The following is a 19,166-nucleotide window of genomic DNA, read 5'->3' as shown; positions in this document are numbered from 1 at the left end:
ACTCTTTAAAATTCTATATTAAAATAAATCTAAAATTTTTTCTATTTTCAAACTTTTTTCATACTCATTTTTTACATTTAATATAAGGTCTCCATTCAGGCTTGTATTTACCTTATTTATCACAGAAACAATTTCCAAACCTGTTATATTCCTAATAACTTCAATGTTATCATCCTCATAAAAACTATTATTATGTCCATTTATAATTAAGCCTTTTATTTCTATTCCTTTACTCTTTATAAAATTTACTGTTAGAGCAGTATGATTAATAGTACCAATACCAGAACCAGCTACAATAACCACAGGAATATCTAAATCTTTAATAAGATCATAAATATAATACTTATTTCTTATTAAAGGGACTATAGTCCCACCTGCTCCTTCTACTACTACATAATCATATTTTTCTTTCAGCTTCTTATAGTCTTCTAAAATTTTATTCTTACTTATACTAATATTCTCCATCTCAGCTGCTAAGTGTGGAGAAACGGCTGCTTTAAAACAATATGAATTCATTACCCCATAATTCTCATTTATTTGGGTTACATTTTTTACAAATTCAACATCACCAGGTAGTAATTTTTCATCTCTTAATATTCCCCCACTTTGCACTGGCTTAAAGCTGCAGGCATTATAATTATTTTTTCTTAAAACATATGTAATTCCTGCGGTTACAAAGGTTTTTCCTACATCAGTATCCGTTCCAATTACAAATAATCCATTACTCAAAATATCACCCCATTTATCTAATAACTACCCACTTTAATACATCTATCTGATTTAAATTTGAATTTATCCAATGACTACCCGCTCTAATACTTCCATCTTCTCCAAAGTGGGAGTAAAGAGCGGCTACGTCCCTGGATTAGTTCAACTAAGAATCAGGTTGGATCAAAATCCCATCTGATTCTAGTTTCACTTTATTCATATGCTGTATATTTTATACACATATTTTTCATTTGTCAACCAACTGTTTTTTTTAAGTTGACAATTCCTCAATATTAGTTTATCTTTTAAAATAGGCGTGATAAAAAGATTCAATAGGAAAAATTTTTCTCAAATTGGAAATCTAGATTAATTAAAAATATTTAATGCGACAAAGCATGATGACATATCCGGTGGTATGATTTAAATTTCAGGTGTGGATATCTAAAATATTACAAATTATATATTTGATTTATAGGAGAGTTAAATTATGAACTATATAGTAGAAAAACTAAAAAAAATTAAAGAAAAAGGATTATATAGAGAACTTAGATACATTGAAACATCACAATCTCCTAGGGTTAAAATTCAAGGAAAAGATTTCATACTTTTAGGTTCAAATAACTATTTAGGTCTTTGTGATGATTCTAGGTTAAAAAAAGCTGCCATTGATGCCATCAATATATTTGGTGTTGGATCAGGTGGTTCTAGATTAACTACTGGAAGTTATAATATACATAAAGCTTTAGAGGAAAAAATTGCAACTTTTAAAGGTACTGAAGCAAGTTTAATTTTTAATACAGGATATATGGCTAATGTAGGTACTATTACAGCCTTATGTGATAAAAGCTGGGTAATTTTTTGTGATAGATTGAATCATGCTAGCATTATTGATGGCTGCCGCTTAAGTGGTGCAAAGCTTATTAGATACAAGCACTGTGATATGAATGATTTGTTAAACAAAATAAATAAGTATAAGGGAAGTAACAATTTGATTGTAACAGATGGTGTATTTAGTATGGATGGAGATATAGCTCCACTGCCAGACATTGTAAAAATCGCAAAGGAACATAATATGATGACAATGGTGGATGATGCTCATGCTACAGGTGTTATAGGTAAGAATGGCTCAGGCACAGCCTCATATTTTGGTTTGCATAACGAAATTGATATTATGATGGGAACACTAAGCAAAGCTGTTGCTTCAGAAGGAGGATATGTAGCTGGTAAAAAAGATTTAATTAATTACTTAAAAAACTATGCAAGAAGCTTTATTTATTCTACAGCTCTGTCTCCTAGTACCATTGCAGTTTCTATTAAGGCTTTAGAAATTATTGAAGAAGATCATGAAAGAAGAGCTAACTTATTAAAAATGTCCAACTGGTTTCAAAAGGAACTTAAAATAGCAGGGTTTGATGTAATGAAAACAGAAATTCCGATTATTCCTATTATGGTTGGTGAAGCAGACAAAGCTGTTGAATTTAGTAAAAGCTTATTGGAGGAAGGTATATATATACCAGCTATTCGCCCTCCTTCTGTACCTGAAGGCACAAGTCGCTTAAGAGTTTCTTTAATGGCTACACATACAGAGCAAGATTTAGAAGAAGCGCTAATAAAAATGAATTGTATTAGAAAAAAATTAAGCATTTAATTACTCTTCCATTAATTTTGTGCCTTGAGCACAGCGAAAGGAATGATAGTTAACATGAATAAACCATATTTGGTTATGCTGCCTGGTTGGGGAATGAAAGGTTTTGTTTTTGAAAAAATCAGTGAATTTTTATCAAAGGACTTTGAATTAGTATTTGTTGAATGGGATACTATTCATTCAATAGATGAATTTAAACAAAGAGTATTAGCAGTTATAGAACAAAAACATCTTACCTCTTTTTCTTTGTTGGGATGGTCTTTAGGATCATTAGTTGCTCAAGACATTGTGCTGGATACCTGTTGGAATGTTAATAACTTAATTTTAATCGGAGGTACAAGCTGTTTTGTTCAACATAAAGAAGATGAATACAATATAGGATGGAATAAAAGAATTGTAGAAAGAATGAAGTTTCAGCTTAATAGAAATCCTAAAGAAACCTTATTCAATTTTAATAGTGCTATGTTTTCAAAAGCAGAAAAGCAAAAGAAATATGATATCCAATTCCTACAGATGATAAAAGATAACATTGATGATCAATCCGTAGATTCTTTAATATTAGGACTAGATTATTTAATAGAAAAAGATTTGAGAAGTAAATTACCACACATAAATATACCTTTATTAATAATTCATGGTGAAGAAGATAGTATATGTCCTTTAGAAGCCGCTGTATATATAAAAAATAGAGTAAGTCATTGTCATTTAGAAATAATAAGAAAGGCCGGACACATTCCGTTTTTTACAAGTCCTAGTGATTGTTACAACGCTATATCTCACTTTATCCTATGACTATCTGATTTAATAATCCAAACTTTATAAGAACTCCTCTTTAGCCTAGTGTTCAAGGAGTATTAAATCACATCAAATTTACGGGTTTTATATGTCTGCTTAATTAATTCCTTGACAAAACAAAAGCAGCATTAAGTTGATAGACTAATAAAGGAAGGTATGTATATATGATTGATAAACAACAAGTAAAACTTCACTTTAGTAAGAATGCTTCAAATTATAATGAATATGCTCATGTACAAAAAAATATGAGAGATATTTTAATAGAGTTTATGCAGCAGAGCAATAAAGATACACTTAAAATTATAAATATTCTAGAGGTTGGTTGTGGAACAGGTTACTTAACTGGAGCATTAATTGATATTTTTCCTCATGCACATATAACCGCTGTTGATATTGCACCTGGGATGATACTTGAAGCCAAGTCTAGATTTAAAAGTGAGTCTGTAGATTTTATTTGTGAAGATATAGAAGAAATGAATATTATCAATACTTATGATATTATTATTTCTAATGCCACCTTTCAATGGTTTAACCATATGACAGCTACCTTGAAAAAATTATATAAATTATTAAATCCAGGTGGTATGCTTTGCTTTTCCACCTTTGGCGACTATACCTTTAATGAATTAAATGAATGTTTTGAAAAAGCAAGCCAAGAAATGTCTATAAAGGAATCTATATCTCCTGGACAACCTTTTTCTAGCTTGAATGAATTGCATACAATATGTAAAAATACTGTAAAAACTGAAAATAGTGATAATTATGTTTTAGTACAAAGTAAAGAAGTATTTGAATACGAGTATTTTAATGATTGTAAAGATTTTTTCTATTCTATTAAGAAAATAGGTGCCAATAATAGTAATAAGGACGGTAGGCGTACTCCACCAACTTTTATGAAGAAAGTAATTGATCTTTATAATAAAAATTTCAGAGAAAATAATAAAGTGAAAGCTACTTACCACTGCTTATTTTTTAAAATGATGAAAATATAGTTGAAAGACTGTACTTTTTACGGTACAGTCTTAGTTTTCACTGGTAAAGATGAGACATGTTTGATGAAATACTCTATTTTATTACTTTCTTTCGGATTTTTTTACTTCATTAATACTTATCCCTGTTATAGATTTATTGTTATATAATTTCAATCATCTCATATTTTCTACTACCTAACCCTATTTTCTCTGCATATTCAAGAGTATATCTTCCTCTGCCAAAAACAGTTCTACCATTCACCTTATCAAGCATATCTAAACACGCTTGATCTAAAGCAACAGGATCTGTGGAGGCAAATACGCCTAAATCTTTTACTATAGGTTTCATACTATGTCCTTCACAGTCACAATGTTTTGTTATATTAAAAGCAAAAGTTATATAAATATTACTTTTGCCATTGTGAGCTGCATAGGCATATTCTGCAAGCCTTTCATTAAAAGCTTTTGATAGTGAGGCTAACCAACTGTTTGAAATCGCTTGATGTGGGCATATAGCCATACATGAAGCGCAACCAACGCATTTATCTTTATCAATTTTTGCCTTTCTATTTAAAGTAATAGCATTTTCAGGACACCTCAAAGAACAAACTCCACAAGCTTTGCATTTTAAATAATTAATTTTGGGTATAGAATTTGCATGTTGAGCAAGTTTCCCCCCTCTTGAAGCACACCCCATAGCCAGTTGTTTTATTGCGCCTCCAAAACCTGCTAATGCATGACCTTTAAAATGGCTCAACACTATAATCTGCTTTTGTTTTGCAATTTCTTTTCCTATCTTACATTTATTGAAATGCTTCTTTTTTATCTCTACTTCTTCGTATTCCTCACCATACTCGCCATCTGCAATTATTATCGGAAGCATTGTAAAACCATGTTCAACAGCAAGTTTCTTATGAGTCGTAGCGGTAGTTCTCTGCCCTTTATAAAGAACATTAGTTTCAATAAATGCACTTTCTATGTTTTTTTCTTTTAAAAATTCAATTATACTCTTAAATTTTTTTGATTCTATAAAAGTTTTATTACCCTTTTCCCCAAAATGGACCTTAAGCGGTATAAACATTTCAAAATTTATATTGTTTTCTTCAACTAGCTTCTTTAGTAAATCTACTGCAGTTTGGTTTATTTCCTCAGTATTTAAATAGGATTCAACAGATTTAAAATAGACTTTTTCCATAATACAATCCCTCCAATTTATTGTTAAATATGATAATTATTGAAATTAAACCGACTAATCAATCTATAAACTTTAAAAAATTAATGATTTGAGTAACCAATATGGCTACTCAAATCATTAATTTTTTATACAGTTCCATATAAACTCAAATGTTTCTTCCACGAAAGCCTCAAAGGAAATCTGGTTTCTGTTTAAAATGAAATAATCCATATTTGCCATAAAAATAGCAGAAGTTATCTCAAGAAGATATTCTACTGAAGCCTTTCGAATAATTTCTTGCTTTATTCCTTCTTCAAGAATATCCATTAAGACCCCCAATTTTTTTTCTCCTTCTATTCGCGTCGATTGCTGAATATAAACTGAATTGCTAAACTGTTGAAAAAACATATATTGTTCTGTATGTTCCACTCCCCATCTTATAAAATTTATATAGATAAGTTTCAGCCTGCCTCGGTAAGTCTTTTCCTCATTGATTCCAGAAAGAATGTTATCAAGCATAGAATCTTTACACTTTAGATACAAACTGTTAATTAACTCCTCTTTCGTCTTAAAATAGTGGAAAAGAGTACCTACAGCAACATCGGCCTCCTTTGCTAATTGTGAGGTTGGTGTCTTATCAAAGCCATTTTGATTGAAAAGTTTAATTGCTGCTTCATAAATTTGTTCTACTTTATTCATAATAATTATCACCAATTTTATCTTATAATGATATGACTGATTAGTCAATATAGTATTTACTTGAAAGCTTATGTAATTACACTAAAATATTCTTTTTGCTTCAAAAAATCAAAAGCCAAGTTGAAGATAACTTCAAATTAGTGTTTACAAACTATAACTTTATGAACATAACATAGGATATTATGTAATAAATTCGTATTGATTTTACAATATTCCATATTTTGATTGTTGATAACATAAGATTATCTTTGCTCCTTTAGACACTCCACATGGCTTGTATAAGGAAACATAAATCATAAAATGCAATATTAATTATAATTCTTAAATGAAATAAAGATTAGTCATTACAATATGTTTCATTATTAATAATCCTATAAAATTTAACAAGGTAAAAAATCCTCGACATTTCTGTCGAGGGTTTCATTGGTGGAGGCGAAGCGTGGTGGGTGAGACCCACTGCTATTTTATTCTTTTTATTATTACTATTTATTTTTGAATGCTTCTTTTAAAACACTAATTCTTCTTGCTATACTTTCTTTGGTAATATTACTTTCTGCAATCATATCATAAGCATGAACAGTTCTTTTTGTTTGGACAAGTTTAACTTCAACATCATTTTCACTCAGAGCATTTGCATAAGCTATTCCTTCATCTCTTAATGGATCGAATTCAGCAACTTCTACATAAGCTGGTGGAAGATCTTTAAATGATTTTGCTTCCATTGGTGAAGCATATTCTCTAATTCCCTTATCACCATTTTTTAAATAGAATTCCCACATCAATGCATTAAGATTAGAATCCCAAACTGGTGTATCATCAAACATTTTTGCTGATTCAGTTATTTGTCTACTATCTGTTACAGGATAGCATAACATTTGGAAACAGATAGTAGGACCTTTTCTATCACGTACCATTTGAGTTACTGCAGCCGCTAATGCACCACCTGCACTATCTCCACCAACAGCAATTTTATTAGTATCAATTCCTAAATTATTTGCATTTTCATAAATCCACTTAAGTGCAGTATAGCAATCTTCTACTGCTGTTGGGAATGGATAATCCATAGCTAGTCTATAATCTACAAAAATAACCTTACATCCTACCTTTAGAGAATATTCACGAATAAAACTTATTTGATATTCAAATACTCTCAGAATAAATCCACCACCATGATAATAAACTAAGCAAGGTGCATTATCTTCTATATTATGTGGTTCAAAAACTTGGATTTCAATTTCTTCTCCATCAAAACTTTTTATTTTTTCCTTTGTTATTTTAACTTTATTATCAGTTTCATTCTTTTTTAATAAAGAGTTTCCAAGCATATTGATTTGTTGAAACAGTTCTAATGTCTCTTCTTCTGTATCCCTTGCTAATCGAATTACTTCTTCAAAATCTGGACTAATATCATATTTTTTATTCATATCTATTACTCTCCTTCGTGTGTTTATGGTTATATATTCCTTTATTCCTAAAATACCTATTATTGTAAAATTAATTATTTTCTTTATTATACCATCAATCTCTTATTCTGTCATCTATATTACTTTAATCCTTATAAAAATACAAAATTTATCGTTACTAATTATACTCAATGGATTACTTTTCTCCAAAAAGTCAAAAACCACGTTGAATATTACTTCAACGTGGTCTTTATATACTATTACTTTATCAACATAATTTTGTATGAACTTTTTACATTCTGATATATTCCTCATTAAGTGAACCTGAAGTGCATCTGTCAGTTTATATCCTGTTTCATCTTCTATTACATGGTAACTTGAATGAAGTTTCTTTAAAGGTATACATTTAAAATTAACTATATTTATAGAAATAATACCTGCTGCTGATGCAATGCTTTTTATTTTTATATCTTTAGTAATAGATAAAACTGCAAGTGTTGCCGCACCTTGTGCTACATTGGACATTGCTGCAATTGGCAATAGAAATGAACCACCTGTTTTTGCAATATTAGATAGCATATGAACCTTGAAAGCATTGCAACGCAGGTAGGATTTTCATGTACCAATTATTTTGGAAAAGTTTTCAAAAAAATATAGGAGTTTCACAGATGAATTTCTTAGAAGTAACAGCTCTTATGACGTAAACCGAATTTTGTTTGAAAAGTAAATTTTCATTATTTAAATGATGTGTATTTTAATATTACAACTAGGCAAACCTAAACCATATAAATATATCAACTACTATAAAATTTAACTTTTAAATTTTAAATATAACTTTAAAGGATTGATGATTTTATGAAGGTAAAAGCTAAATTCTATGAAAAATTAAATGATAAAATACATTGTTTTTTATGTCCCCACAATTGTGTTATCGAGAACGGCCATATTGGTAAGTGTAACGTAAGAACTCATGAAAATGGTGAATTATTCACTATAAACTATGGCGAAATAACTTCTGCTAGTTTAGATCCCATAGAAAAAAAGCCACTATTTTACTTTAAACCTTCAACCAATATTTTATCGGTAGGAAGCTTTGGCTGCAATTTCATCTGTGGTTTTTGTCAAAACTATAATATTTCTCAATTCAAAGCCAATAGTCAGTTTGTATCTAAAGAACAGCTGGTTGAAAATATATTAAAAATAAAGGATAACATAGGTATTGCCTATACTTATAATGAACCCAGTATCTGGTATGAGTATGTGTACGACTCAGCAAAACTTTTAAAGGAAACCGATGAAAATTCATCAGTAGTACTTGTAACTAATGGATATATAAGTGAAGAGCCATTAAAAGAGCTACTTCCTTATGTTGATGCCATGAATATTGACTTAAAAAGCTTTAGTAACAAATATTATAATCACATCTGCGGAGGAAGCCTTAATCCTGTACTTAAAACCATTGAAACTTCTGCAAAAAAATGTCATATAGAAATAACTACTTTATTAGTCACTGACGAAAATGATAGCTTGGATGAAATAGAATCTATAGCAAAATTTTTAAGTTCTATAAATAAAGATATACCTCTTCACCTATCTAGGTATTTTCCTAGATACAAACTAGAAAAGGCTCCTACTGATGTAAATTTTATGTTCAAAGCAGAGGAAACAGCTAAGAAGTATCTTAATAGGGTGAATCTAGGTAATATTTAAAAGATTTATTTATATATACTGTAATTACGTTATATAATAAATGTAGCAAAAAACCGTATGAGATTTCCCCATACGGTTAAACTTTTACACAATTTATTATTTTAACATATACCTATAAACTCCATAGAAAATAAACCCTACGCCCATAATAGTCATTGAATTATCAGTAACAATTGTTAACGTCCGTGTAATTATATGATTTTTTCTTTCTTTTTTAGAAGGCCTTAATAATTCAAATCCTTTTACAGCTAAATAATTTAGTATAAAAAACCATGCCACCATGCCAAGCCAAGCTGACCATAAAAAAATAAAATAATAAGAATGTGTCATAGTATCCAAAAATGCTATGTATATAGCACTTAAAGTAAGCCATACTGTTATAGATGCTGGGTTTAAAAATGTAAGAACAAAGCCTGACAAGTAAGATATTATATATGAATTATTATATGTGCGCTTCTTTATCTCATGCTTTTTCCTTTTATTAAAAAAGTAATTAGCTATTATCAATATTAATCCCGAAATAATCCAATAATATAAATTTTCTTTTTCTGTTTGATTAATAAATATTGACGCTAATCCTATATCCAATAAGAACATATATACCAAATCAGCCATTAAAGATCCCAAAATAAATACTATACCATTCTTATATCCATCAGATAAGGTTTTTTTTACTGACTCTATGCCTGCTGGTCCCAGCGGAATAGAAATTATTACTCCTATAAAAAATCCAGATAAAATAACTCTCAAAATAATAGAAAAATCCTTCATCTTAGTTCTCCTAGTAAAATACTAATTTCTTAATGTTATTATACCCGTAACTTACTAAATAAAATATCATACCTACAATCTCTAATTAATTATATAATGCTTAAATAGCAGTAATAGCAATTATCTTATAGTTGTTTTATATTATATTTATTAAATTATATCATGAACTTCTTAGGAAAATAAATTAAATAGCCACACACCTATTAAAATTAGATGTATGGCTTAATAAAGCAGAATTTTTCTAAAAATACCTAGTTGATTTGGTTCAATTTATCTTTTGATAAGTTTATCTTATGCTAAGCCTGCTAATAAAACTCCGATTATATATGCTACAGCAGCAGTAATTCCACCTACAATTAGCATCTCCAAACCAGAAATAAACCAATTCTTTCCTGTTATTTTTACTTTAATCATCCCTAATATAAATAAAGTTATTCCTGTTAAAATACAAGTAATCATAAATGTATCTTGTTGTATTCCAGGAATAAATTTTGATACTACATAGGCAACTAATGGGATAAATCCAAATATAAGAAAAGAAAAGAAAGTTACAAGAGCATTACCTACTGCAGACTCGTTTTCCTCTACTATTTGAAGTTCTTCTACAACCATAATATCTACCCATGCCTTCTTATATTTAGAAATAATCTCTGTAATTGTCTTTGCATCTTTTTCACTAATTCCTTTTTCCATATATATTTCAACTAGTTCCTGCTTTTCTCCTTCGGGATAATGTTCTACTTCCCAAATTTCTCTTTGTCTTTCCTCCTGTTTATATTCGGTTTCTGCTTTTGAACTTAAATAATCTCCAATAGCCATAGAGAAACCATCTGCAATTAAATGTGCAAAACCTAAAATCAGCATAATTCCTGCTGAAAGAGATGCTCCTGCTACCCCTGCCGCTACTGCAAAAGTTGTAATGATTCCATCTAATCCTCCGTAAACAAGACTTTTAATATATTTTCCTTGCTCCTGATTATGTCCTTCCACAGCACTAACTTTATCCTTTGAATGAGCTTTGATTGTTGCATCTACGTTTTTATTTTTAAACGCATCCCTAGCCTTTTTTAAGTTCCTAGAAAACATAGTTATCCCCCTTAAATACAATGCTTATTTAAATATTGAACTATACAAAGAATTGCTGATATTTTTCTCTTATGTTTCTTAATATCTAAGTTTGAATTTAAAAGTACAGAGTTTACCCACATTTTACTATATTTAAACTAATCTATATATATGCTTAAAAATTATAAAACCCTATGCAAAGCATAGGATTTATGAATAATTTGTTAACTGAAATTAAAGCAGTACCATCGGCACTTTGAAGCTTAACCTTCGTGTTTGGAATGGGAACGGATATTAATCAATTATTTTTACAAATTAATAATATTTATTTTATAATTATAAATACTATATATATGCAAATAACCCTCTATTCTTCAATGGATCAACTTTATATTCACCCAATTCTATAAAGTTTAATATTATAATATATATTAATTTTACTGGAGAGTATTATGTTTAAATGTCCATATTTATATTTTGATGAATATTCCAACTACTACAGAGTTAGTTACAGCATTACTATTAACGTTAACAATCGTAGTCTAACACTATTTAGAGACAGTAAGGTTTTCAAGACTTACAAGGTTGCAGTGGGTAAACCATCAACTCCAACACCTAAAGGTACTTTTAAAATTGTAAATAAAGCTGTAAATCCTGGGGGACCCTTTGGTGCAAGGTGGATGGGATTGAATGCTCCTGGAGGAGATTACGGGATTCATGGAACTAACGATCCTAGTTCTATAGGTAAAAATGTATCCAATGGCTGTGTTCGCATGTACAACAAAGATGTGATTGAAGTATTCAATCTAGTTCCTGTAGGTACTGTGGTAAAAATCATTTAATTTGCTAAAACTAATACTTAAGAGTTTTATATCTTATTTAAAAAATAAACGCCGAGGCTTCTACTAAAGTAGTTCTTCGGCGTTCTAATGAACTCATCCTTAGATTCAGCGTTCTTCTAGATATGTAGTTCTTTTATGAGTTCTTAAATTCTTCTAAAGCTAATGTTTCATTACTTCGTTTTGAGGGTATGGAAGTTGTATCTTATAGTTATTGAACATATCCATTGCATCTTCTATTTGCTGTGGTGTTGCAGTATCAGCCTGGTATTCACCTAAATCAAACATTTGCTCAAACATTTTTCTCTGAAGCAGTCTGCAATTTTCTATGTTCTTCTTAATCATGTCAAATAACTGCTGGTCTATAATTTCGTTTAAACTCGTAAGGTAGCTGTTTAATATATGCTTCTCATCAATAAGCACATCATTAAGTCTATCTCTTACATTTATTGTGGGGTCTTTCTTCTCAGGCAAAACGGGAGATTTTCCTTTTCCTATTTTCTGTACTCCAAATTTACTGGTAACTGTGCTTCTATTATCCATTACTGATTTACCCCTCCCTGACTATCCTTAACCTGAGCTAGGTAATCCACCAGAGAAAGATAGTTTTGCTGATGCAGCTGACCTGCCTGATTAAACACACCTTTAAAATGAGCATCCACTTCCTGGTCTGAATATTGTTTGCACTTCTTTGCTATGAGCAGCTCAAAGGACAGTAAATCTTTTACATAATTTAATTCTTTTGTTGATAATAATGCCATTATAGCACCTCCTTAAGTTATTCGAAATTAGTATTTGCATATCTTACTAATCTATATTCATCATTTTCTTTTCTAACGGATCACTTTCATAGATCGTTATATTCCTTACACTCTTCCTCCAATAACTATATCCGTATATGCTGCTACTTTATTTTCTGGCATAGTAAAATCCACATTATTTATTTTTAAATAACTTTTCGCTACTCCTATAGTGGGTTTGTTTAAAAAGGAAGAAGCATGTGTAGCTATCCTCATATTGTTATGATGTAGATAACCATTTCCATCAAACATAAAAATATCTGGTGCAACAGTAATTTTCTTTGCTGCTTTTAATATTGAGGTATTTAATTTTATGCTTATAACTTAAATCTTAGAATTGATAAAAAGCTTCTTAATCATTTTCGTATTGGTTTACTTTAAGATTTAGTTGACATAATTCTGAGATTGTTAACCAAATTCTAATAAATATACAAATACTAATATTTATAATCCATAAATTACAACCGTTGCCTAATACTTTAATCAACTATAAAAAATTAAAATATATTTATTAAAATGTAACCAATTATTATAATCCAAATACAAACTATAATACCTGCCGCAAGCCAGTTTTTAGGCTTACCGTCATTAAATATATTTTCTGATTGTTGCCTACATTCATTCATAATGTCACTTGGTATTAGTTTAATGGCAAAATAAATCCCAAGCGGTACTAAAATTAAATCATCAAGGTATCCTAAAACAGGTATAAAATCCGGTATAAAATCTATAGGACTTAAAGCGTATCCTACTACTAATATGGAAACTAATTTAGCATAGAAGGGAACATCAGGTCTTTTATATGCTAAATATAATGCTCCAATGTCATTTTTTATTTTTTTAACTTTTAGTTTAAATGCAAGAAAACATGTTTTAAACCTTTCATTTAGTTTTTTCTTCATAAAACACCTCAAATTCAAATAAATTTTTTTGTGAAGTTATTCCCATAAAGCCATGCTTAATAAGATACAAAATTTAATCAGCTTTATAATGTTTCTTAAGCTTTAACATTTTATCATTAAACACATCATCACTAAAATACTCTAATCCTTTTAATTCATTATACTATCATAAAATGTTTAACTTTAACAATAGCTTCACATTTTAAGTCTCTTAATATTTTTATGATATATGCAGATTTTTACTTTATAGTATCTGTTATGCTATATTTAATATTTTACCATATGTATTTAGTATAAATATATAAACTAAATTTACATAATTACCTAACTATTTTACAGTTAAATCTTATTATAGCAACAAAAGAACCTGTACCCAAAAATTAGATACAGGCTTTAACTATGCATTATGTTGTCACTATTTGAAATTCAAATTTATATATCCTTCTAAATATAAAACAGCTTCACCGGATATTTCTACTCTTTCTCCTAAGTCAGTACAGTATAGCTTTCCTCCTCTATCAGATAACTGATATGCTACAAATTCATTTTTTTTCAAAGTTTTCTTCCAATATGGAACTAGTGTGCAATGTGCTGACCCTGTTACAGGATCTTCATTTATTCCTGATTTTGGAGCAAAGTACCTTGAAACAAAATCTACCTCCTTACCTTTAGCAGTTACTATTATTCCAAATACATCTAACTTTTTTAATTCTTCAATATCTAGCTTAAGATTTTTTATATCTTCCTCTTTCTCAAATACTGCCATATAGTCTCTAGATCTATATAATTCCTTTGGTTCCTTTCCTAATCCCATTACTAGTTCTTTTGGTATTTCACAGCTTTTACCTTCTCTTGACGGAAATATCATCGTGATTAAGGAACCTTTTTTAGATACCTCTAAAATTCCACTCTGCGTATTGAAAATTACCTTACTTAAATCTTTTTCTAAATATTTAAATATAACATAAGCAGTTGCTAAGGTAGCATGTCCGCATAAATCTATCTCTTCTTCTGGAGTAAACCATCTTAATTCGTATATATCATCTTTTTTTGTAAAGAAAGCAGTTTCCGACAAGTTGTTTTCTTTAGCAATCTTCTGCATTAAATCATCATCAATCCATCTTTCTAGTGGACACACTGCTGCTGGATTCCCTTTAAATTGTTCATTGGTAAATGCATCGATCTGATAAATTGGAATTTTCACTGCAAACCACTCCTATTATTTTCATCGCTTTAAAAATACATAATGTGTTCGTTATATCTGAATACTATAAGGTAACTGATATGAATCTAATCATATATTACTTACTTAAGTACTTTACCAAGTCGCTTAATTCCCTCAATAATTTTTTCATCTGGCATATTAGAATAGTTTAATCTAAATGTATTTTTGTACTTATAATTTGGAAAGAAGGATTCTCCTGGTACAAAGGCCACATTGTTATCTAAGGCCTTCATAAAAACCTCACTAGCATCAATGTGTAAAGGAAGTTCTACCCAAATAAATAATCCACCATCTGGTAAAGTATATTTTACATCTTGTGGAAACTCTTCTTTAATATACTTTATCATTTTGATTATTGGTAGTAAAACTATGACAATTTTTCTTTTTGCTCTTGAATTTGGGAAAACCAACAGATTTATCTCTAAAGAAATATTTATATTAAGTTATAAGTGGAACCTAAAAATGTTTTCCTTTACTTTTTAAAAAGTCTAATAACTCTGTCTTGCTTCTATTTATAATTAGTTCCTCTGGCATATCTATGCTCTTCAGTATTTTTACCGCAGCATCGAATCCTCCTATTTGAAAACAGGAATGTGCATCGCTGTTTAATATTATTTTTACCCCATGCTCCTTACATAGAAGAGCTATCTTGGCACATGTTTTTTCACTTCCAATCCTTGATCTTACAAAAGAACTATTATTTATTTCAATAAGTATGTTTTTTTCTTTTGCCTTTTTAACTAATTCTTCCTCATAGATTGGGAACTTAGGATTACCAGCATGGCCTATTATATGTACATAAGGGTTATCCATAGCATTCAAAAAAGCTGTAGTATTTAATTCTGGACTTTTATCTACTTCCATTACGGGATCGTGAATACTAGCTATCATGATATCTAAATTTTCCTGTATTTCCAATGGCAAATCTATATTTCCATCATAATCAATTATATTGGCTTCACAACCATAGAGCATAGTTACACCATAAAGTTCCCTTGGCATTACTTTAAGATTTCCAAAATGCCAAGGGTGCTGTGCACCAGGCATAGAAGGGGCATGATCTGTAGTACCTAGAAGCTCAAGACCTATTTCACTGGCATACTTTGCATTTTCTAATAGCGTGGTATAAGCATGACCACTTGCAATTGTGTGTGTATGTACATCGATAGCGTATTTCATATGTTAACTCCTCTCAATTTTCAATTAAATCTATATTATCTTTATTATATACTTAAGTTCTACAAAATAAAAACCTAAATTGGTAATGTTATCAAAAGAAAACTAATAATATAATAAATTAATCAACATAAATCATTCTCTTAATCATACCACCGTTATAGATATATATGCAATATAGTACAGTGCTTTATAAAGCTTCAAGGCATTGTCACTGCCGATGTATACTGGCAGAGTATATCTCTTATTTTCAAGGTCATCCTCTATGTCACAAATGTTATTCGACAGCATAATATTTGCAATACCACTTATTAAAGGCAGTGATATTAGGAATATATAAAGAACTTCAATAATATTTATACTAACATTCATTATTCCATTACATCTTCATCTGAAAAACTCTGCTTTTCAAGATAGGACTGAAAAGCCTTCTTATTTTTCTTTGCAGCATAAATAAGTGGAAGTGTAAATATCCCTTGTTTTATATCAATTACTGCAGATTTTCGTATTGAGTCATTAGTTCCTATATAGTCTAAAGCATCATCTATAATTTGAAAAGCCATCCCAATATTATGCCCTATCTTCCAAAAATGTTTGCAAACAATATCACTACAGCCATTTTCTGCAGCTCCTATATATAATGACAATGAAAATAACTCTGCGGTTTTACCAGAAATCCTACTTAAGTAGTTTTTTACTGAAAGCCTGCTATCAAATCTTGAATTTAACTGACCTATTTCTCCTAAACAAATCCTAGACATGGAATTACTGTCTATCTTTATGTTTTGAAGGGTTGCTGATGAAGCTAGAATTTTAAAACACACACAGAAAAGGAAATCTCCTATATATACTGCATAATCTTTTCCGTATTTTGACTGAATAGTTTCCTGACCTCTCCTAATCTTAGCATCATCTATAACATCATCATGAACTAAGGTGGCCATATGAAGAAGTTCTACTACAGCAGCTAGAGGTCTTGCCTTTTCAGTATCGTAATCACCGAAATGTGAGGATATTATAACAAACGCAGGTCTTAACATCTTTCCACCAGAATGGATTAAATCCTTAATAGAATTTTCTATGTTTTTATCTTTGCATTTAATATTAGTCTCCATAATGGCAATTACTTCTTTTAATTCATCTCTTAAATCATCATATCTTATCCATATCCATCATTCCCCTGCATTAATTTTTCTAAAATATGGTAACTTAACCATATGTCTGACTACATAGTTGGCTGTTATACCTATAAAAATTCCTGTTCCAATACCCGCTATAGATAAAACAGGTAAATACAGCATAACGTCTATATTATTAACTATAGCAGAAGCTGCAATTAGTTGTCCTACGTTATGAAAAACAGCACCTGAAGCACTTACCCCTATAATACTAAGCTTGTCTTTTCCTACTTTCTTTACAAAAATCATTACATAATAACTTAGGATTGCACCTGCAGCACTATAGATAAATGAAGAAAGGTTACCGCCAAATATAGTTGATAATATAAGTCTTAGTATAACTACTAAAAAAGCGTCTCTATTATTATCAAAGGTATATAATGCTATAACCGTAACCAAGTTAGCTAGTCCAAGTTTTGCACCAGGCGTAATAAAAGGTACTGGAATCATACCTTCAACTATATAAAGAACCAAAGCCTGAGCAACTAAAAGCCCTATATAAATCATCCTAGATGTTTTTTTCATTTAATCCACCTCAGTTCGCAGGTATAACATCATCATCAATTTTATTATCATAACTCTTAACTTCCACCATTAACTTATGTGGAAGACAGACTAAACTCTGCCCCGGCTTTGATATAAAGCCGGGTTTTTCACAAATTTTATCCGGACAGTCTGCATCGATTATAGAAACAGACTGATCTTTTATTTTAATTAAATTATATCCATGTTTAGTTTTAACATTAAATTCTTCTTCACCTCTGTGTTCGGACAGAGGGATTTTTTTATAAAATTTGCCTTCTAAGGTTATTTCTACATAGGTCCCTTTATAGTTTCGATTCATTATTACTCCGAAAATGAGTTCTGGAATAAAGGATACACATATTAATAATACTATAAGAATTATATCCCATTTTTTAAACATAGGCACTTACTCCGCTCTTATTTTATTTAGGATTTTACTGACAATTTAACTCATAAATAAAGTGAAACTTGAATCAGATGGAGTTTTGTCCCCACCTGATTCTTAGTTGAACGAATCCAGGAGCCTACTGCCACATATGCCACCGCTTGAAGAAGCGTGGGTATTAGTGGCAGTTAGCTATGGGATAAATCATAAGGTAGAGTGAACTTCACTCTACCTATATTAAAGTCAACTATAGAAATCAAAGTATTTTTACATTTTACAAGTTAGTCATACTCATACTTACCAAAGGTTGTGATTACTGTTTTTTTATCTGTGTCAGCTTTTTCAATATAGTCTGTAACTACATTAACTTTTGTTCTGCTGAATATTTTACTCAGTTCAATCTGGACTGATTCAGGGTGAACTCTTCCCCCTGCTATCTCATGAAACTCTGTCATTAAAGTATGGAAGGGATTTTTATCTATTAATGTAATTTCTACATTATTGTTCTTTTTATACTTCTTAGCTAATTTTTTAGCCACATGTACTCCACTGTATCCTGCACCTAAAACCAATATTTTTGTCTTATTTAACATTTAATCACCTAATACTCACTTAAAAAATTTAAAGTTCCATTTCCAAATATTATTTGAATTCTATAATTATTATAACACAAGGTTGTGTGGATTTTATGAAGTTTCCATAAATATATCACTTTACCAATAAAATATACCCTTAAACTATAAAAGTTTCTAAAGATTTGGCTAAACTTTGTTATAAGTGCCACAGTCATAGTTAATAATAGTAGCACAAATAGTAATATGCTTGCAGATATTATGTCATTAACTGTATTTGAATTAGGAGCAGAAAAGGGTATACAATTGAAGCATAAACACAAAAAAACGCTAAACATCATGTTTAGCGTTTTTCTTATTTACCTAGCAGCGACCTACTCTCCCACAGAGCCTCCTCTGCAGTACCATCGGCACGGTGAAGCTTAACCGTCGTGTTCGGAATGGGAACGGGTGTAGCCTTCACGTCATTACCACTAGATGGCCAGGCATCCAAAATCTGAGATTTTGTGATGATCGGCCACTCCGAAGCCCCAGCTTTGGAGTTTTATTAAAAACTATAATCTCTGTATTAAGAGAGATTATTTGTTCTCTGAAAATTGCACAGATTAGCTGTAAAGCTTAAA

The 19,166-nt window shown here is 30.2% G+C and carries 23 protein-coding genes, 1 rRNA gene and 1 pseudogene; 5 read left to right on the top strand and 20 right to left on the bottom strand.

Translation table 11 applies throughout. The features are described from left to right. Positions 1–18: 18 nt before the first annotated feature. The gene (gene bioD / locus HGI79_RS11785) at positions 19–729 is read right to left on the bottom strand and encodes a dethiobiotin synthase (RefSeq protein ID WP_185650886.1); all 711 of its coding nucleotides are present in this window, start codon (positions 727–729) and stop codon (positions 19–21) included. A gap of 466 nt (positions 730–1,195) precedes the next feature. On the opposite strand from bioD, the gene bioF reads away from it, so the two are divergent. The 3 genes from bioF (at position 1,196) to bioC (ending at position 4,140) form a co-directional block, all read left to right on the top strand. Further along, positions 1,196–2,356 carry an 8-amino-7-oxononanoate synthase gene (gene bioF / locus HGI79_RS11780; protein ID WP_185650885.1) on the top strand — a complete coding sequence of 387 codons (1,161 nt, stop codon included), beginning with the start codon at positions 1,196–1,198 and terminating at the stop codon, positions 2,354–2,356. A 54-nt stretch (positions 2,357–2,410) separates the two neighbouring features. Continuing rightward, positions 2,411–3,145 carry an alpha/beta fold hydrolase gene (locus HGI79_RS11775; protein ID WP_185650884.1) on the top strand — a complete coding sequence of 245 codons (735 nt, stop codon included), beginning with the start codon at positions 2,411–2,413 and terminating at the stop codon, positions 3,143–3,145. 167 nt (positions 3,146–3,312) lie between these two features. Next, entirely contained in the window at positions 3,313–4,140 is an 828-nt protein-coding gene (gene bioC / locus HGI79_RS11770; protein ID WP_185650883.1) for a malonyl-ACP O-methyltransferase BioC, read from the top strand. 139 nt (positions 4,141–4,279) lie between these two features. Here bioC and HGI79_RS11765 read toward each other — a convergent pair whose 3' ends face one another. The 4 genes from HGI79_RS11765 to HGI79_RS23490 form a co-directional block, all read right to left on the bottom strand. After that, positions 4,280–5,314, bottom strand: a complete 1,035-nt coding sequence (locus tag HGI79_RS11765) for a DUF362 domain-containing protein (protein ID WP_185650882.1) — start codon at positions 5,312–5,314, stop codon at positions 4,280–4,282. A 117-nt stretch (positions 5,315–5,431) separates the two neighbouring features. Then, positions 5,432–5,992 (bottom strand): TetR/AcrR family transcriptional regulator, encoded by a 561-nt coding sequence (locus HGI79_RS11760; RefSeq protein WP_185650881.1) that lies wholly within the window; start codon positions 5,990–5,992, stop codon positions 5,432–5,434. A 482-nt stretch (positions 5,993–6,474) separates the two neighbouring features. Next, entirely contained in the window at positions 6,475–7,416 is a 942-nt protein-coding gene (locus HGI79_RS11755) for an alpha/beta hydrolase (protein WP_185650880.1), read from the bottom strand. Positions 7,417–7,530: 114 nt separating this feature from the next. Further along, on the bottom strand, positions 7,531–7,974 hold the full coding sequence (locus HGI79_RS23490; RefSeq protein WP_313885208.1) for a hypothetical protein: 444 nt from the start codon (positions 7,972–7,974) through the stop codon (positions 7,531–7,533). Positions 7,975–8,250: 276 nt separating this feature from the next. Between HGI79_RS23490 and amrS the strand changes: the two genes are divergently transcribed. Continuing rightward, positions 8,251–9,105, top strand: a complete 855-nt coding sequence (gene amrS / locus HGI79_RS11745; protein WP_185650879.1) for an AmmeMemoRadiSam system radical SAM enzyme — start codon at positions 8,251–8,253, stop codon at positions 9,103–9,105. A 96-nt stretch (positions 9,106–9,201) separates the two neighbouring features. Here the strand turns inward: amrS and HGI79_RS11740 are convergent, their stop codons facing one another. Together HGI79_RS11740 and HGI79_RS11735 are read right to left on the bottom strand one after the other, a co-directional pair. After that, positions 9,202–9,876, bottom strand: a complete 675-nt coding sequence (locus HGI79_RS11740; RefSeq protein WP_185650878.1) for a LysE family translocator — start codon at positions 9,874–9,876, stop codon at positions 9,202–9,204. A 291-nt stretch (positions 9,877–10,167) separates the two neighbouring features. Further along, on the bottom strand, positions 10,168–10,962 hold the full coding sequence (locus HGI79_RS11735; protein ID WP_185650877.1) for a VIT1/CCC1 transporter family protein: 795 nt from the start codon (positions 10,960–10,962) through the stop codon (positions 10,168–10,170). A 431-nt stretch (positions 10,963–11,393) separates the two neighbouring features. Here HGI79_RS11735 and HGI79_RS11730 point away from each other — a divergent pair, with 431 nt between their 5' ends. Beyond that, positions 11,394–11,783: a L,D-transpeptidase gene (locus tag HGI79_RS11730; RefSeq protein ID WP_185650876.1), complete on the top strand. Its 390-nt coding sequence runs from the start codon at positions 11,394–11,396 to the stop codon at positions 11,781–11,783. A 159-nt stretch (positions 11,784–11,942) separates the two neighbouring features. Here HGI79_RS11730 and HGI79_RS11725 read toward each other — a convergent pair whose 3' ends face one another. The 13 genes and pseudogenes from HGI79_RS11725 to rrf form a co-directional block, all read right to left on the bottom strand. Continuing rightward, positions 11,943–12,323, bottom strand: a complete 381-nt coding sequence (locus HGI79_RS11725; protein WP_185650875.1) for a spore coat protein — start codon at positions 12,321–12,323, stop codon at positions 11,943–11,945. Further along, entirely contained in the window at positions 12,323–12,541 is a 219-nt protein-coding gene (locus HGI79_RS11720) for a hypothetical protein (RefSeq protein WP_185650874.1), read from the bottom strand. Before HGI79_RS11720 ends, HGI79_RS11725 begins: the two co-directional genes overlap by 1 nt. A 108-nt stretch (positions 12,542–12,649) precedes the next feature. Continuing rightward, positions 12,650–12,877, bottom strand: a pseudogene (locus HGI79_RS11715) (endonuclease V); the annotation flags it as partial. A 200-nt stretch (positions 12,878–13,077) separates the two neighbouring features. After that, positions 13,078–13,482: a YkvA family protein gene (locus HGI79_RS11710; RefSeq protein ID WP_185650873.1), complete on the bottom strand. Its 405-nt coding sequence runs from the start codon at positions 13,480–13,482 to the stop codon at positions 13,078–13,080. Positions 13,483–13,897: 415 nt separating this feature from the next. Next, on the bottom strand, positions 13,898–14,686 hold the full coding sequence (locus HGI79_RS11705) for a PhzF family phenazine biosynthesis protein (RefSeq protein ID WP_185650872.1): 789 nt from the start codon (positions 14,684–14,686) through the stop codon (positions 13,898–13,900). A gap of 101 nt (positions 14,687–14,787) precedes the next feature. Continuing rightward, complete coding sequence (locus HGI79_RS11700; protein ID WP_185650871.1) at positions 14,788–15,054, bottom strand: aminotransferase class I/II-fold pyridoxal phosphate-dependent enzyme; 267 nt, start codon at positions 15,052–15,054, stop codon at positions 14,788–14,790. A 109-nt stretch (positions 15,055–15,163) separates the two neighbouring features. Continuing rightward, on the bottom strand, positions 15,164–15,886 hold the full coding sequence (locus HGI79_RS11695) for a phosphatase (protein ID WP_185650870.1): 723 nt from the start codon (positions 15,884–15,886) through the stop codon (positions 15,164–15,166). 144 nt (positions 15,887–16,030) lie between these two features. Continuing rightward, a complete protein-coding gene (locus HGI79_RS11690; protein WP_185650869.1) occupies positions 16,031–16,255 on the bottom strand; it encodes a hypothetical protein in 225 nt (74 codons plus the stop codon). Next, positions 16,255–16,998 carry a polyprenyl synthetase family protein gene (locus tag HGI79_RS11685; protein ID WP_185650868.1) on the bottom strand — a complete coding sequence of 248 codons (744 nt, stop codon included), beginning with the start codon at positions 16,996–16,998 and terminating at the stop codon, positions 16,255–16,257. The genes HGI79_RS11690 and HGI79_RS11685 overlap by 1 nt, the downstream gene beginning before the upstream one ends. Before the next feature lie 57 nt (positions 16,999–17,055). After that, on the bottom strand, positions 17,056–17,586 hold the full coding sequence (locus tag HGI79_RS11680; RefSeq protein ID WP_185650867.1) for a Gx transporter family protein: 531 nt from the start codon (positions 17,584–17,586) through the stop codon (positions 17,056–17,058). A 10-nt stretch (positions 17,587–17,596) separates the two neighbouring features. After that, positions 17,597–17,986, bottom strand: a complete 390-nt coding sequence (locus HGI79_RS11675) for a NusG domain II-containing protein (RefSeq protein WP_185650866.1) — start codon at positions 17,984–17,986, stop codon at positions 17,597–17,599. A gap of 266 nt (positions 17,987–18,252) precedes the next feature. Then, the gene (locus tag HGI79_RS11670) at positions 18,253–18,564 is read right to left on the bottom strand and encodes an FAD/NAD(P)-binding protein (RefSeq protein ID WP_185650865.1); all 312 of its coding nucleotides are present in this window, start codon (positions 18,562–18,564) and stop codon (positions 18,253–18,255) included. Between the two features lie 340 nt (positions 18,565–18,904). Next, a 5S ribosomal RNA gene (gene rrf / locus HGI79_RS11665) occupies positions 18,905–19,021 on the bottom strand. Positions 19,022–19,166 lie beyond the last annotated feature (145 nt).

The organism is Clostridium sp. DJ247, from assembly GCF_014231265.1.
This window is presented reverse-complemented; position numbering and strand designations above follow the sequence as displayed.